General features: G+C 64.6%; 12 protein-coding genes. 9 read left to right on the top strand and 3 right to left on the bottom strand.

Annotated elements, in window-relative coordinates; translation table 11 throughout:
* Window positions 1-66: 66 nt before the first annotated feature.
* A complete protein-coding gene (locus QWY74_RS09845) occupies window positions 67-2,202 on the bottom strand; it encodes a PhoX family protein (RefSeq protein WP_264823848.1) in 2,136 nt (711 codons plus the stop codon).
* Window positions 2,203-2,568: 366 nt separating this feature from the next.
* On the opposite strand from QWY74_RS09845, the gene QWY74_RS09840 reads away from it, so the two are divergent.
* Entirely contained in the window at window positions 2,569-3,981 is a 1,413-nt protein-coding gene (locus tag QWY74_RS09840) for a PhoH family protein (RefSeq protein WP_264823849.1), read from the top strand.
* A 145-nt stretch (window positions 3,982-4,126) separates the two neighbouring features.
* Here the strand turns inward: QWY74_RS09840 and QWY74_RS09835 are convergent, their stop codons facing one another.
* Together QWY74_RS09835 and QWY74_RS09830 are read right to left on the bottom strand one after the other, a co-directional pair.
* Window positions 4,127-4,801, bottom strand: coding sequence for an alpha/beta hydrolase (locus tag QWY74_RS09835; protein ID WP_290314226.1), 675 nt, complete (start codon window positions 4,799-4,801; stop codon window positions 4,127-4,129).
* Between the two features lie 188 nt (window positions 4,802-4,989).
* Window positions 4,990-5,196, bottom strand: coding sequence for a cold-shock protein (locus tag QWY74_RS09830; RefSeq protein ID WP_141317549.1), 207 nt, complete (start codon window positions 5,194-5,196; stop codon window positions 4,990-4,992).
* A 293-nt stretch (window positions 5,197-5,489) separates the two neighbouring features.
* Between QWY74_RS09830 and QWY74_RS09825 the strand changes: the two genes are divergently transcribed.
* From QWY74_RS09825 to QWY74_RS09790, 8 genes are all read left to right on the top strand, one after another.
* Complete coding sequence (locus QWY74_RS09825) at window positions 5,490-7,130, top strand: FMN-binding glutamate synthase family protein (RefSeq protein ID WP_290314225.1); 1,641 nt, start codon at window positions 5,490-5,492, stop codon at window positions 7,128-7,130.
* A 286-nt stretch (window positions 7,131-7,416) separates the two neighbouring features.
* The gene (locus QWY74_RS09820; protein WP_290314224.1) at window positions 7,417-9,345 is read left to right on the top strand and encodes a metallophosphoesterase family protein; all 1,929 of its coding nucleotides are present in this window, start codon (window positions 7,417-7,419) and stop codon (window positions 9,343-9,345) included.
* Between the two features lie 45 nt (window positions 9,346-9,390).
* Complete coding sequence (locus QWY74_RS09815) at window positions 9,391-9,975, top strand: gamma-glutamylcyclotransferase (protein ID WP_264823853.1); 585 nt, start codon at window positions 9,391-9,393, stop codon at window positions 9,973-9,975.
* 30 nt (window positions 9,976-10,005) lie between these two features.
* Window positions 10,006-11,256, top strand: coding sequence for a threonine ammonia-lyase (locus QWY74_RS09810; protein WP_264823854.1), 1,251 nt, complete (start codon window positions 10,006-10,008; stop codon window positions 11,254-11,256).
* Between the two features lie 140 nt (window positions 11,257-11,396).
* Window positions 11,397-13,136, top strand: coding sequence for an NADP-dependent isocitrate dehydrogenase (locus QWY74_RS09805; RefSeq protein ID WP_264823855.1), 1,740 nt, complete (start codon window positions 11,397-11,399; stop codon window positions 13,134-13,136).
* Between the two features lie 86 nt (window positions 13,137-13,222).
* Entirely contained in the window at window positions 13,223-13,549 is a 327-nt protein-coding gene (locus tag QWY74_RS09800; protein ID WP_264823856.1) for a YnfA family protein, read from the top strand.
* Between the two features lie 119 nt (window positions 13,550-13,668).
* Window positions 13,669-14,415, top strand: coding sequence for an AzlC family ABC transporter permease (locus QWY74_RS09795; RefSeq protein ID WP_290314223.1), 747 nt, complete (start codon window positions 13,669-13,671; stop codon window positions 14,413-14,415).
* Entirely contained in the window at window positions 14,408-14,758 is a 351-nt protein-coding gene (locus QWY74_RS09790) for an AzlD domain-containing protein (protein WP_290314222.1), read from the top strand. Before QWY74_RS09795 ends, QWY74_RS09790 begins: the two co-directional genes overlap by 8 nt.
* Window positions 14,759-14,795 lie beyond the last annotated feature (37 nt).

Below are 14,795 nucleotides of genomic sequence, written 5' to 3'. Positions count from 1 at the left end.
TCTCGATTACCATCCTCCAGTTAGCCGGCTGGGCCTTTCCGTGAACAACCTGGTGGGTTTACACAGCTAGACGCCGATCTTGCCGCCGTCCTCACGCTGAATGACCACCGTGGAAGCCCGCGGACGCACCGTACCGTCGGTTTCGACGGTAGCGTCATCCATAGAGGGCCAGTTGCCCGGGTGCTGGATGTTGATGAACATCGCTGTCTTGTCGGGCGTAAAGGCCACACCGGTCACCTCGCAGTCGTTGGGGCCTACCGCGAAGCGCTTGAGCTGCGTTTGATCGCCACGGCCCACCACGGCGGCATCACCCTCGCTCTGCTGGACATTCTGCGGCACCACGGCCAGCACCTGGTCGTTGGTATGCTCCGCCACACCCGCATAGCCGTTATCGGTCTGAATCCACAGAATGCCCTGCGCGTCCTCGCGGTCGTCATAAAAGAGACCATCCGGACTGGCGAACTGATTCTGCTCGGTCAGGCCCGAGAAGTTATCGGTATCACCGGCGGCGGCCCCGAAAACAAAGACCTGCCAGGCAAAGGCGGTCGCGGCATCGCCCTCGCGCCAGCGAATGATCTGGCCCGCCGCATTCTCGGCCCGCGGGTTGGCGGCATTGGTCGGCGCCGTACCATAGGCAACTCCCGGCTCTTCGATGGTCGAACCATCCCCGGTGTAGGTGGCGTCGGTGCCCTCGGCGGTGCGATCGGAGTTGTTGGTCAACGTCATGTAGACGTCGCCGGAGGCCGGGTCCACCGCGCCCCACTCCGGCCGGTCCATGGGAGTGGCGCCCATCAGGTCGGCGGCATCACAGGTATGGATAATCACGCCGGCCAGGTCATCGGCCGCCAGGTTCAGCGCCTGGGCCAGAGTGCGGCCATCCCGGGTGGTCGCATCCGGCGTCAGTGGCAACCACTCACCGCTGCCATCGGCGTTGAAGCGGGCCGCATAGAGTGTTCCCTTGTCCATGTACTTGGCCCCGATGGCCAGGCGGTCACGCTCGGCGCCGGGGCGGTTGGCGTCCGCCGGGTCCCAGACGGCCTCGGAGACAAACTTGTAGATGTATTCGTTGCGCGCATCATGACCGGAGTAGAACACCACCGGCTGGCCCTCGACCAGCTTGCCCGGCCAGCAACCCTCGTGACGGAAACGCCCCAGGGCCGTGCGCTTGACCGCCTTCTCGCCAGTATAAGGGTCGATCTCGACGATATAACCGAAGGTGCGTGGCTCGTTGCGATAGTCATCCGTGGCACTGTCGCCGCGCGGCGTGGCATTGAAACGCGCGAACTCGTCGTTGTCCTCGCTAGCATCGCCGGCCGCGGTTTCCCAGCCATAGCGGCCACGCCCTTCGGAAAGCCCGATGCGGTTGTCGTCCAGTTCGCGACCGGCATCCTTGATGAAATACCCCGGCCAGTTTTCTTCACAGGTCAGGTAGGTGCCCCAGGGCGTGTACCCATTGGCACAGTTGTTATTGGTGCCGCGAGTGTTGGTGCCATTCGGCGAGTACTTGGTCCTGACGTACTCACTGCCGGCCACCGGACCGCTCAACACCATGTCGGTGGCACTGGTGTAGCGACGGTTGTAGGGCGAGTCGATCACGGACTGCCAATGGCCATCGCCATTCTTCCGAAGCTCGACCAGGGTCACGCCATGCGCATTGATTTCGGTGCGCACTTCATCGGCCGGACGCTTGCCGCCCTCGTCCATGCCGGTCGGGCCACCCTGGGGCGCCCAGAGGGCCTTCTGGTCAATGTATTCGTTGTTCAGCGCCAGCACCATGCGGCGCGAGGCGCTGTTCTCGTCCAGGGCGAAGTTGTGCATGCCATCGTGGTGCATGCCGACACTGTTGGCCTGGATTTCCGGGGTGATGTTGCGCTCGGCACTCCAGGCCGGTGTCTGGCTGTTGAGCGGCGTACCCCAGGGGATGAGCACCTGAGCGGTGTAGCCGGCCGGCACCACGACGGCATCCGTCATGGAGCCTCGCACGGCATCGAAGGCCAGGGCGAGTGGGGTTTTCTTGCCGGCGCCAGACTCGCTGGCACTGGCCGAGCCCAGCAGCCCGAAGCTGCCCAGCAGGGTCATGGCCGCCATACCAAGCCCTCCCTGCATCACGCCGCGGCGTGATACATGCTTGTCCAGCACGCTGGAAAACGGCTCATTGCGGCTCGGGTTCAACAGGCGATGGTCTTCGATTTCCTTGCTCATGATGCGCTCCTCGCTGCATCCCAGGGTCACGGAATCGGCCGCATCCTGGTCAAGCCATGGCGGCCTTACTTTTCATTCGAAAGATCATGCGCCTTGCATGTGACAACACCGTGACGCCCCAAGAGTTGCAGAAAAAATCAGCTGGTCCATGCTGAAGGAGCACAATAGCGAACGCCTGTTGCACCCCGAGCCTGATTCAGGGTCCAATCCAGAAGAACCCCGAAACGGAGGAAAACCGCCAACTCCACGCTATCAGGGAGACACGTCGCAACATGTCACAGACCTGACATTTTTCGCTGACAGTGTCGACATCGAGGCGTTATGACCCACGACGCCTGTCCGGTGACAATCAGGAGAGCAGCGCCGATGGTACGCATCGACAAGAAGGCCACCCGGCTTTACGTGCTGGACACCAATGTCCTGATCCACGACCCCGCCGCCCTCTATCAGTTCGACGAGCACGAGGTGGTCATCCCCATGACCGTGCTCGAGGAACTCGACAAGCACAAGAACGGCATTCGCGAGATCGCTCGCACCGCCCGGCAAGTCAGCCGCACCCTATCCGACCTGACCGCCAACGTCGATATCAGCCAGATTCGCGAAGGCATCCCCATACAACGCCTCAATGGCACCGAGGGCCGCCTGCGACTGCTGTGCTACAACGATCTGCAACCCCTCGAACACCTCGAGGACAGTCCCGACAACCGCTTGCTCAGCGAAACCTGCCGCCTGCGCGAGGAGCGTGACGATGCCTCGGTCATCCTGGTGACCAAGGACATCAACCTGCGCGTCAAGGCCGCGGCATTGAGTGTTCCGGTCGAGGATTACCTGACCGATCGCGCCTTCGATGACAGCGATGCGATGCTGGGCGGCGCGCGGGTCTACCCGGAAGCCGGTCACGACGGCCGGGGGCTATGGGAGGATCTGCGCGTCGACGTCAAGGTCGTGCGCCAGGACGACCGGGTCATCTACCACCTGAATGGCGAAATCCCCGACGACTGGCACCTGGGCATGTTGTTATCGGACAGTGACAACGGCGCCAGCTTCGAGGCCATCGTCCGCGAGGTCAGCCCGCAGCATGCAAGGCTCGAGCTGCTTACCGACTATCGCCACGGCGCCAGTGTATGGGGCGTGCACGCCCACGACAGCCGCCAGAACTTCACCCTCAACCTGCTGATGGACGATGATATCGACCTGGTCAGCATCGCCGGCAGCGCCGGCACCGGCAAGACCTTCATGACCCTGGCCGCGGCCTTTCAACAGACGCTGGACACCAAGCGCTTCGAGCGCGTGGTCTTCACCCGTGCGCCCATTTCGATGAGCGAGGATATCGGCTACCTACCGGGCACCGAGGAGGAAAAGATGTCGCCCTGGATGGGCGCCTTCCACGACAACATGGACAACCTGCTGCGCGACGAGCATGACGGCACCAGTGCCTGGAACCAGGAAGCCACTCGCCAATTGCTGGGCTCCCGGGTGCAGATTCGCGCCCCGGGCTTCATGCGCGGCCGCACCCTGAACGACACCTTCCTGATCATCGACGAGGCCCAGAACTTCACCCCCAAACAGCTCAAGTCACTGATCACCCGCGCCGGGCGCAACACCAAGATCGTCTGCCTGGGCAATGTGGGGCAGATCGACACGCCCTACCTCACCGCCAACACCTGCGGCATGGCGGCCGTGGTGCAGCACTTCCGCGACTGGCCGCACGCCGGCCACGTTACCCTGATGAGCGTCGAGCGCTCCCGCCTGGCCCTTGCCGGCGAAGAACTGCTCTGACACAGCACGAGGCCGGCCCAAGGGCCGGCCTCGTTGCGGATCGCCTTTCGCCTTTCGCCTCTCACAGCTCGCGGCTCGTGGCTCGTTTCTCGTGGCTCGCGGCTCGTGGCTCGTGGCTCGTTTCTCGCAGCCCGCAGCGCGAAGCTCAGCCAGCCTCAGTCAGCCGCGCCGACAACCAGCGACTGATATCACCGATCTGCTGCGGGCAGACCGCATGCGCCATCGGATACTGGCGATACCCCACCGCATAGCCCATGGACTGCAGGCGTTCCACGGCGGAACGGCCCAGCGACTCGGGCACCACCGGGTCCATATTGCCATGATGCACCTCGATGGGTAGCTCCCGGTTGGCGTCGGCATAGTCGAGGCTGTCGGCCGTGGCGAGATAGGTGGAAAGCGCCAGCAAGCCGCCCAGCCGCTCGGGAAAGCTCAGCGCCGCCTCATAGGCCACCGCGCCGCCCTGGGAAAAACCGGCGATGAAGATGCGCTCTGCCGCAATGCCATGGCCGATCTGCTCATGCACCAGCGCTTGAATACGCTGCGCGGAGGCCTTCAACTGGGTCTCGTCGACCCGGCGATCCAGGCTCATTTCGAGGATGTCGTACCAGGCGGGCATGACCATGCCACCATTGACGGTCACCGCCTGGCGCGGCGCATGAGGCAGGATGAAGCGCACATTGGCATCGGCGGGGAGCTGCAGGGCCGGCACCAGGGGTTCGAAGTCCCGCCCATCGGCGCCCAGGCCATGCAGAATGAACACACAGGCATCGGCCACCTGGCCATTGCCGGGCTCGATGATCAGCTCTTGCGCAGCGCTCATGACAACTACCTCCAGGAAAACAAAGGCAATACCCTAGCGCACTGAGCGGTGGGAATACATCCTGGAAGCAGCCGCGCGACAGACAGCCGGCGCGTAAGCGGAGGGCACAAACACAAGTGGGGCCCGCTTTCGCGAGGCCCCACCTGGGTGTCATGCTGCAAGCAGCACGACGAACATCAAATCAGGGATTAATCCTGAGCCTTGATGTTGGAAGCCTGCAGGCCTTTCTTGCCCTGAGTGACGTCGAAGGAAACCTTCTGACCGTCCTGCAGAGACTTGAAGCCTTCAGCCTGAATCTCGGAGAAGTGAGCGAACAGGTCGTCACCGTTGTCGTCCGGAGAAATGAAGCCGAAACCTTTAGTGTCGTTGAACCACTTAACTGTACCAGTAGCCATTTTGCGAATTCCTCAATAGCGAAGATTTACCGGGAGATACCCGAGTTGCAGTGGGTAAAACAAGAATCGTTTCACCGGGAAATCGACACTAGAGCGTTTCGATGACCACTTGCGATATGCGACTTGCTAACCTACTGCGAACTAGCATGCGCTTGTACGGCGCACAGGTCAAACACTATTTGCGCGGTGTGACGAAATCATGACGTCTCACCAGGCTTTCGGCCCCTGGATTGACAGCCTGGCCATGGCGACATGCAATAGTCGTCTCTGATCGCCTGAAGGATCCCTCCCGCATGTACCGCCTCCCCAGCCGCTACGGCGTCTATGCCACCTGCCTCGTCGGTTCGATCATATGCCTGCTGGCAATGGCCCTGAGTCCCGGCTGGCTCGCCGGCATTGGCTTGCTGGCATTCGGCCTGCCGGCCGCCCTGGGCACACACGATATCGTCCAGCGCCAGCATACTGTCAGCCGAAACTATCCGATTCTGGCCCATCTGCGCTACTGGCTGGAATCCATCGGCCCGGAAATCCGCCAGTACTTCATCCAGCCGGATACCGAGGAACGCCCGTATTCCCGCGAGCAGCGTAGCCTGGTCTATCGCCGCGCCAAGGACACCATCGACAAGCAGCCGTTCGGTTCCCAGCGCGACATGCAGGTTCCCGGCTACGAGTGGATGAACCATTCACTGTCACCCGCCACCATCCAGGATTACGACTTCCGGGTGGAGATCGGCTCCCAGCGGCCCCGCCCCTACTCCGCCAGTGTCTTCAATATCTCAGCGATGAGTTTCGGTGCCCTGTCTGCCAATGCCATCCGCGCCTTGAACGAAGGGGCTCGGGACGGCGGCTTCTACCATGATACCGGTGAAGGTGGTTTGTCGCCCTACCATCAGCAGGGAGGCAACCTGGTCTGGGAAATCGGCTCCGGCTACTTTGGTTGTCGCGACACCGAGGGGCGTTTCGATCCCGAACAGTTCGCCAAAACCGCCCAGCTCGAAGCGGTCAAGATGATCGAGATCAAGCTCTCACAGGGCGCGAAACCCGGTCATGGTGGTGTACTTCCCGGGTCAAAGGTCACGCCGGAGATCGCCTCGACACGCGGTGTTCCGGAAGGCCAGGACGTACTTTCACCGGCCGCTCACAGTGCTTTCACCACGCCTCGCGAGATGATCGCCTTCATCCAGCAACTGCGCGAGCTTTCCGGCGGCAAACCGGTGGGCATCAAACTGGCGATTGGTCATCCATGGGAGTGGTTCGCGATAGTCAAGGCCATGCGTGAAGCGGACGACTACCCGGATTTCGTGGTCGTGGACGGTGGTCAGGGCGGAACCGGCGCGGCACCACTGGAGTTTGCCAACCGCCTCGGCATGCCGTTGACCGAAGCTCTGATACTGGTGCACAACACCCTGACGGGTGCCGGGTTGCGTGATGACATCCGCGTGGGCGCGGCCGGCAAGATCATCAGCGCCTTCGACATCGCCCGCACCATGGCGCTGGGTGCCGACTGGTGCAACGCCGCGCGGGGTTACATGTTCGCCCTGGGCTGCATCCAGGCGCAGAGCTGTCATACCGACCGCTGTCCAAGCGGCGTGGCGACTCAGGACCCACGGCGTGGCAAGCGGCTGGATGTTCCCCTCAAGGCCGAACGTGTCCGACACTTTCACGGCAATACGCTGAAGGCATTGGCCGAGATGCTGGCAGCCTCCGGCCTGTCCCATCCCAGTGAGCTGGGGCCCGAGCACGTCGTGAGGCGTGTTTCGCGTCACGAAGTGCGCAGTCTTGCCACCTTGTTCGACTTTGTTCCGCCGGGCGCCCTGCTCAAGAATGGCGCCACGCATCACCCCATATTCAGTGATTACTGGGATAAGGCGGATCCGGCGAGTTTTGCGCCACCATTCAGCGAATGGCAGTTGCGTCAGAGCAAGCTGGTCTAGGCTTTATCGAGAGCCCGTCCTCGACGGGCTCTCGCAGTTGCCCCTATCGTTGTTACGCGCGCCGACGGCGGCGGCCGCGCCCGCCTCTGGCTGCCCGAGAACAGCTGCTAACCCCGGATCCATGACCGACGCCCCTCACAGTCCCGCGACTGAGTGGTATGCTGGACACATTGAGCGCTTCAGGCTCTCCGAGCCTCTCAGCGGGCCCCGACAATGGTCGCGTCACTGCCGACCCGCCAGCATGACGGTGAACGCGACGAGACGCGATGGCGAGAAAGGAATCGACATGACGACAACGGAAGATGCATCCCGGCCCCTTCCTTCCGTCCTGGCCGGCCCTCTGCTGCGGCGCCTGTCGCCTGACCGGTTATTGCTGTGGGTAGTCGGCAGCCGCCCGCTGGACATGCAGCTGATCCTGCAGCCGGAAGGCCAGCCACCGCGCCGCCTGGCGCTCAACGACAAGCGCGTGCGCTGCCTGCCGCTGGGCCGACATGCCCACCTGCATCTGATCGACGTCTGCCTGGGCACGCCGCTGCCCCAGGACCAGCGCATCGACTATGACCTGCGCCTCGGCGAGGAAGGCGGCATCGCCGACTGGGCCCCGCACCTGCTGCATGAAGGCGCCCGTCGCCCGAGCTTCGTGCTGGCCTCCACTCAGCGCCGGCTGATGCATGGCTCCTGCCGTCGTCCACATTACGACGGCCCGGACGGCCTGGCACGGGCCGATGCCTGGCTCGCCGAACGCCACGATGACACCACCCAATGGCCCGCCTGGCTGTTGATGTCTGGCGATCAGATCTATGCCGATGACGTAGCCGGCCCGATGCTGGTGGCCATCCACCAGCTGATCCAGCAGCTGGGCCTGTTCGACGAGCCCCTGGAAGGCGCCACCATTGGTGACAGCCGAGCGCTGACCACCACCGATACGGCCTATTACCGGCGCGACTCGCTGCTACCCGATGTCGAGGAAAGCAAGGATGTGCGTAAGGGGTTCTTCGGTGGCGCCCGCAAGCCCATCTTCACCTCGGCCAATGCCTCCAACCACCTAATCAGCTTCGGCGAGATCATCGCCATGTATCTGCTGGTCTGGTCGCCCACGCCCTGGCAGCTGATCCGTATCGAGCGCCCGGCGCTGGAAGACAGCCAGCGCGAGACCTTCGATGAGGAGCTCGATGTCATCGAACGCTTCGCCGAGGAACTACCGGCCGTGGCGCGCCTATTGGCCCATCTGCCGAGCCTGATGATCTTCGACGACCATGACGTCACCGATGACTGGAACCTGACCGCCGCCTGGGAAGAGACCGCCTACGGCAACCCCTTCTCGCGGCGCATCATCGGCAATGCGCTGATGGGCTATCTGCTCTGCCAGGGCTGGGGCAACGACCCGGACCGGCTGGCCGGGCCCATGAACGAGGTCGCGGCCTTGCTCGAGACCGCCGCCCAGGAAGACGGCTGGCTGCCCGCCGAACCCCACGACCAGTTCCTCGACAACCTGCAACGCTTTCAGGGCTGGGAGTATCAGGTGCCCGGCACCCCCAAGCTGGTGGTGCTGGATACCCGCACCCGACGCTGGCGCAGCGAACGCAAGCGGGGCCGCCCCTCCGGGCTGATGGACTGGGAAGCCCTCTCCGACCTGCAGCAGCAGATGCTCGACGCGCCCTCGGTGGTGATCGTCTCGCCGACCCCGATTTTCGGCGTCAAGCTCATCGAGGCGGTGCAGAAACTCTTCACCCTGGCCGGCAAGCCGCTGCTGGTGGATGCCGAGAACTGGATGGCGCATCGCGGCGCGGCCAGCGTGATGCTCAACATCTTCCGCCACTCGCGCACCCCGGGACACTACGTGGTGCTATCCGGCGATGTGCATTACTCCTTCGCCTACGACATCAAGATCCGTCACAGCAAGCAGGGCTCGCGCATCTGGCAGATCACCTCGAGCGGTGTGAAAAACGCCTTCCCCGACACCCTGCTGGACACCTTCGACCGCGCCAACCGCTGGCTGTATGCGCCGCGCTCACCGCTCAACTGGTTCACCAAGCGTCGGCCCATGCGCATCCGGCCGCGCGACCCGGACCGTGCCGAGGCCGGCGAGCGCCTCTGGAACGGCGCCGGTATCGGTCTGGTGGTGCTCGACGACCAGGGCCGCCCGGAGGACATACGCCAGCTTGATGCCCGCGGCTTCGACGTGGTCTTCCCGCCGCCGCGCAAGGACAGCTGACGCTTCGCCACTACACGGCCACGACTCAACGACACGACGGACGCCATGACCCTCGACACCACACAGCAGAATCGACAGCGGGATCACTTCGCCGACCAGGACGCCATCTGGCTGTTCGGCTATGGCTCACTGATCTGGAAGGCCGGCTTCGACTACCTGGAGCGCCGCCCGGCGAGCATTCGCGGCTGGACGCGCCGCTTCTGGCAGGGCTCCCACGACCACCGTGGCACGCCCGACTCGCCCGGGCGCGTCGCCACCCTGCTGCCCCAGCCCGATGCCATCTGTCATGGCATGGCCTACCGCATCACCCCGGACGTGCTGGGGCCCCTGGATGTGCGCGAGAAGAACGGCTATCTGCGCGAGGTGGTCACCCTACGCTTCAATGATGGCGACACCGCCCAGGGTCTGGTTTACATCGCCACCGAACACAATGCCGCCTTCCTCGGCGAGGCCCCGCTGGACGACATGGCCCGCCAGATCGCCGGTGCCCGGGGGCCCAGCGGCCCCAATCGCGATTACCTGTTGAACCTGGATGACGCCCTCAACCAGCTCGGCGTCGAGGATCGACACATCAGGGAACTGGCTCAGCAGTTACGCCAGGTGGATGACACAACCCCCGAGACATCCTGATCACGCCCGGCCCGATGGAGAGACTCGCCCATGACCGTCACCCTGGATGACGTAAAACAAGCCGCCGAACGCACCCGCGACCAGCTGGTGCGCACGCCCTGCCTGCACTCGGCCACGCTCTCAGCACTAACCGGTTGCGAGCTGTATATCAAGTTCGAGAACCACCAGTTCACTGCCGCCTTCAAGGAACGCGGTGCCCTGAATCACTTGCTGTTGCTGTCCGAGGACGAGCGTCGCCGGGGCGTCATCGCGATGTCGGCGGGCAACCATGCCCAGGCAGTGGCCTACCACGCGGCTCGACTGGGCATTCACGCCACCATCGTCATGCCGCGCCACACCCCCAACCTCAAGGTGCGCAACACGCGCCAGCTGGGCGCCGAGGTGCACCTGGAGGGCGAAGGCGTCGACGAGGCCGGCACCTACGCCCAGCGCCTGGCCGAGGAACGTAACCTGGTCTTCGTCCACCCCTACGACGACCCGGCCATCATCGCCGGCCAGGGCACCATGGCGCTGGAAATGCTCGAGGACCACCCGGACCTGGAGAGCCTGGTCATCCCCATCGGCGGGGGCGGCCTGATCAGTGGCAATGCCGTGGCCGCCCGGGCGCTGCGCCCGGAGATCGAAATCGTCGGCGTGCAGAGCCAGCGCTACCCGGCCATGCAGCAGGTACTGGCCGACGAGCCGGTCCACTGCGGGCAGGCCAGTCTTGCCGAAGGCATCGCCGTCAAGCAGCCCGGCGAGCTGACCCGGGAAATCATCCGCACGCACGTCAACGACATCTGCCTGGTCGACGAGCCGGAGATCGAACGCGCTATCCTGCTGTTGCTGGAGATCGAGAAGACCGTCGCCGAGGGTGCCGGCGCCGCCGGCCTGGCCGCCATTCTCGCCGACCCGGAACGCTTCCGCGGCCGCCGGGTTGGCCTGGTGCTGTGCGGTGGCAACATCGACATGCTGGCCCTGTCCTCGGTGATCCAGCGTGGCCTGGTGCGCAGCGGGCGGATCGTGCGGGTGCGGGTCGGCATCTCGGATGTGCCCGGCGCCCTCTCCGAGCTGACCAACCTGCTCGCCGAACAGCGCGCCAATGTCATCACCATTGCCCATCAGCGCACCTTCACCGACCTGTCGTTGCGCGCCACCGAGGTCGAGGCCACACTGGAAACCCTGGGACGCGACCATACTCGGGATGTCATCGAAGCGTTACGCGCCGAGGGGTATGATCCGGTGCTGCCAGCCAACGAGGTACACCCCGACGAGCGCTGGGCCGACGGGCACCCGGAATGACTCGCTGGCCGGCCGCCTCGTGAGGCGGCACCGTGCCAGCCGCGCCGATCGCTTGTATAATGCGCATACCCTGATGGCGAGCCGCGCCAGCGCTTTCCGCCCTCGCCCATCACTCCACTTCCGACCGACATGAGACGCCCATGAGCAACAAGATCAACGTGGCCTCCCCGCTTGTCATCCTGCATGGCGACGAAATGGCACAGGTGGCCTTCGAACGGATTCTCGAGACCTTCGTCACCCAGCCGCTGGATATCAACCTGGTCGAGATCGACCTGACCGCGGAGAACCGACTGGCCACCAATGGCCAGGCCGTCACCGATGCCATCGAGGCGCTCAACCGCCACGGCGTGGGCGTCAAGAACGCCGGCATGACGGTCAACCGCGAACAGCTCGATGCCATGCTCGCCGAGCGCCCCGGGCTCGATCGGGCCAGCCTTCACCCGCTGGCCACCAAGTCGCCGAACGGGGCCATTCGCAAGGGCATCGGCGGCAACATCACCCGCGAGGACATCGAGTTTCGTAACCTGCGGCTCGAACGCCCCCAGTGGCAGGGGCGCGATATCGTCGTCGACACCATGGACGACGGCGGCATCAAGGACAGCCACAACGCCCTCGCCGACGGCTCGGGCATGGTCAAGCTGCTGTTCGTCGGCGCCAGCGGCGACCCGGTGGAACTGCACCGTCGCGAGGTCAGCAAGGGCGATCCCTGGCTGCTGGCCACCAATGACCTGGATGCCGTCAGGGCCTGGGCGCACCGCTTCTTCCAGCGCGCCATCGATGAAAAGCGCGACATCTACCTGGGCCTCAAGGACACCGTAATCGCCGGCTATGACGGCGTGATGCGCGCCGCCATCGAAGAGATCTACCAGGCCGAGTATCAGGCCAGGGTCGAGGAACTGGGGCTCGAGTATCACTACGAGCTGATCGACGCTCAGGCCGCGCGGCTGGTCGCCAACCCGCCGGAACGCGCCCTGTGGGGGGTGCCGGACAACACCTCCGGTCGCAAGCTGTACAAGTTGGTCGAGCAGCTCAAGCGCCACGGCATACCGGACCGCAAGGCACAGGTCTCGATTTCGCGCATGAGTGCCGGCGGCGGCGACCAGTACGGCAGCTACAATGCGCCGGCCGAGGAAGACGGCATCCTCAAGGTCGTGGTCGACGGCGAGGAGAAGCATGCCCGCCACGTCCGCAAGGGCGACCCCATCCTGCTGATGTCCAACGACCGCGCGGCGATCAAGGACTGGGTGCTGCAGGTCTTCCGCGACGCCTCGCGCAAGGACAAGGAGGTCTACTTCGGCCTCAAGCGCGAGTACATGGATTACGACGAGGTGTTCAGCGACGTCATCACAGAGGCGCGCCGCGAACTGGCCAAGGCCGACACCCCGCCGCCGTCCTTCATGATCATGCGGCCCTCGCGTCAGCTGGTCAAAATGATCACCGACCCGCCCCGCAACGCCCTCTACCCGGCGCAGAACCTGGACGGCGATATCTTCTCAGATATCTCCGCGGCCCTGGGCGGCAGCCTGGCCACCGCCAGCTCGATCATCGAGAGCAAAAACGGCACCATGCTGTTCGAGGCGCCCCACGGCACCGCCCACGACCTCTACCTGCAGTATCTGGAGAGCGACGGCAAGGTGGCGCACTTCAACTCCTCGGCGCTGATCTATGCCGTGGGCAATGCCCTGGAAACCGTCGCCGAGCGCGAGGGCAATACCGAGCTGGGGGACTACGCTACCCGCCTCAAGGCCGCGCTGATCGATACCATCGGCGACGGCATCGTCACCGGAGACCTCAAGGGCAAGACCAACGAGCCCGATAAGGAAAACGTCGTCGGCATGCAGGGCTTCCTCGACGCCGTGGCCGCACGCCTCTCGGCGTGAGGCCGGCCCTGGCCAGTGCCGCGGCCCCCTGCCTCGGGCGGGCGCCGCGGCATGGCATCGCCGGTTCCCGGCAGGTCCCGCCTGACATGAGCACACTCGTCCTCTACGTCGCCGCCGCCCTGGCGGAAATCGCCGGCTGTTTCAGCGTCTGGACCTGGTGGCGGCTGGACAAGTCAACTCTCTGGCTGCTGCCCGGCGTGGCCAGCCTGGTGCTCTTCGCCTGGCTGCTCAGCCTCAGCGACGCCGACTACGCTGGCCGCGCCTATGCGGCCTACGGCGGCGTTTACATCGTCACCTCGCTAGGCTGGTTGTGGCTGGTCGAGCAACGCCTGCCCGACCGCTGGGACCTGATCGGCGCGGCGATCTGCCTGGCCGGCGCCGGGATCATCCTGCTGGCCCCGCGCGGGGCCTGAGCGGAAACCGAGCCGCATGGCCCCTGGCCCGGTGCCGATCGGATCCACCGCTTCCCCAGCACCGGGACCTGAACCATGCGACTGATGAGCATTGTCTACTCCGACCTGCAGGCCGAACCATGACCACCGATACCCGACGCCCGACGACACCTGCCTGGTGGCTCGGCATGCGCGAGGCCATCCCGCTGCTGGGTGGCTACATTCCAGTCGCCATCTCCTTCGGGCTGGTATCGATCCAGGCCGGCTTCACCACCTGGGAAGCCACCCTGATCTCGCTTTTGATCTATGCTGGCGCCTCGCAGTTCCTGTTCATCGGCATGGCGGCGGCCGGCGCCCCCCTCTGGCTGCTGATCGCCATGACCCTGCTGATCAATGTGCGTCACATGGTCTATGGACCGAACCTGGCGCCCTGGTTGACGACCAGTCGCTGGTGGCCCTGGCTGATGCACGGCCTGACCGATCAGGTCTTCGCCCTGGCGCACACGCGCATGCCCCAACTCGAGGCCTCCCAGCGCCTTGGCTGGTATAGCGGTGCCGCCCTGCTGGCCTGGGTGAGCTGGGTCGCCGGCACCGCTCTGGGCGCCATTGCCGGCGACTGGCTGATGGCGCAATGGCCGCTGCTCGGCGAGGTCATGCCCTTCGCCCTGCCGGCCCTGTTTCTGGTGCTGGTGATGCCGCGCTTCACCTCGCTACGCTGGACGGCTGCCCTGTTGCTGACCATCGCCATTGCCATGACCTGCACGCTGAATGACCTGACCAATCTGGGCATTCCGCTGGCGGCCGGTTGTGGGGTGTTGTGCTTCTATCTGGTCAGGCTCGGTGCCCGACCGAACGCCTCACCCACCTCGCGAGGTTCCCATGAGTAATCGGCTCTGGCTGGCCGTGCTGGCCTGCGCCCTCGGCACCTATCTGATCCGCCTGCTGCCGCTGTTGTGGATGCGGCGCCGCCTCAGGCGCCTGGACGGCAGCGACAGCCTCAACGCCATGCCGCAATGGCTGAGCATCCTCGGCCCGATGATGATCGCCGCCCTCTTCGGCGTCTCGCTGGTGCCACGCCAGCCCGATACCATGGCCTGGCTCGCCACCCTGCTGGGCGTCATCGCTACCCTGATCGTCTGGTACCGCCTGCGCTCGCTGGGCTGGCCGATCATCGCCGGAGTCGGCACCTATGGCAGCGTCATCCTGCTGATGGACATGCTTCAGGGCTGATAATCCCGGCCGGGTCGACTTGACCGCCACGCACGAG

The organism is Halomonas almeriensis (genome assembly GCF_030409235.1).
GTDB classification, from domain to species: Bacteria; Pseudomonadota; Gammaproteobacteria; order Pseudomonadales; family Halomonadaceae; genus Halomonas; species Halomonas almeriensis.
This window is presented reverse-complemented; position numbering and strand designations above follow the sequence as displayed.

What these genes read in the sequence shown, in the direction of transcription:
- QWY74_RS09830 (WP_141317549.1), bottom strand. Translation starts at nt 5,196, where the DNA reads ATGGCTACTGGTACAGTTAAGTGGTTCAACGACACTAAAGGTTTCGGC.
- QWY74_RS09795 (WP_290314223.1), top strand. Translation starts at nt 13,669, where the DNA reads ATGACCACCGATACCCGACGCCCGACGACACCTGCCTGGTGGCTCGGC.
- QWY74_RS09810 (WP_264823854.1), top strand. Translation starts at nt 10,006, where the DNA reads ATGACCGTCACCCTGGATGACGTAAAACAAGCCGCCGAACGCACCCGC.
- QWY74_RS09815 (WP_264823853.1), top strand. Translation starts at nt 9,391, where the DNA reads ATGACCCTCGACACCACACAGCAGAATCGACAGCGGGATCACTTCGCC.
- QWY74_RS09845 (WP_264823848.1), bottom strand. Translation starts at nt 2,202, where the DNA reads ATGAGCAAGGAAATCGAAGACCATCGCCTGTTGAACCCGAGCCGCAAT.
- QWY74_RS09805 (WP_264823855.1), top strand. Translation starts at nt 11,397, where the DNA reads ATGAGCAACAAGATCAACGTGGCCTCCCCGCTTGTCATCCTGCATGGC.
- QWY74_RS09820 (WP_290314224.1), top strand. Translation starts at nt 7,417, where the DNA reads ATGACGACAACGGAAGATGCATCCCGGCCCCTTCCTTCCGTCCTGGCC.
- QWY74_RS09825 (WP_290314225.1), top strand. Translation starts at nt 5,490, where the DNA reads ATGTACCGCCTCCCCAGCCGCTACGGCGTCTATGCCACCTGCCTCGTC.
- QWY74_RS09835 (WP_290314226.1), bottom strand. Translation starts at nt 4,801, where the DNA reads ATGAGCGCTGCGCAAGAGCTGATCATCGAGCCCGGCAATGGCCAGGTG.
- QWY74_RS09840 (WP_264823849.1), top strand. Translation starts at nt 2,569, where the DNA reads ATGGTACGCATCGACAAGAAGGCCACCCGGCTTTACGTGCTGGACACC.
- QWY74_RS09790 (WP_290314222.1), top strand. Translation starts at nt 14,408, where the DNA reads ATGAGTAATCGGCTCTGGCTGGCCGTGCTGGCCTGCGCCCTCGGCACC.
- QWY74_RS09800 (WP_264823856.1), top strand. Translation starts at nt 13,223, where the DNA reads ATGAGCACACTCGTCCTCTACGTCGCCGCCGCCCTGGCGGAAATCGCC.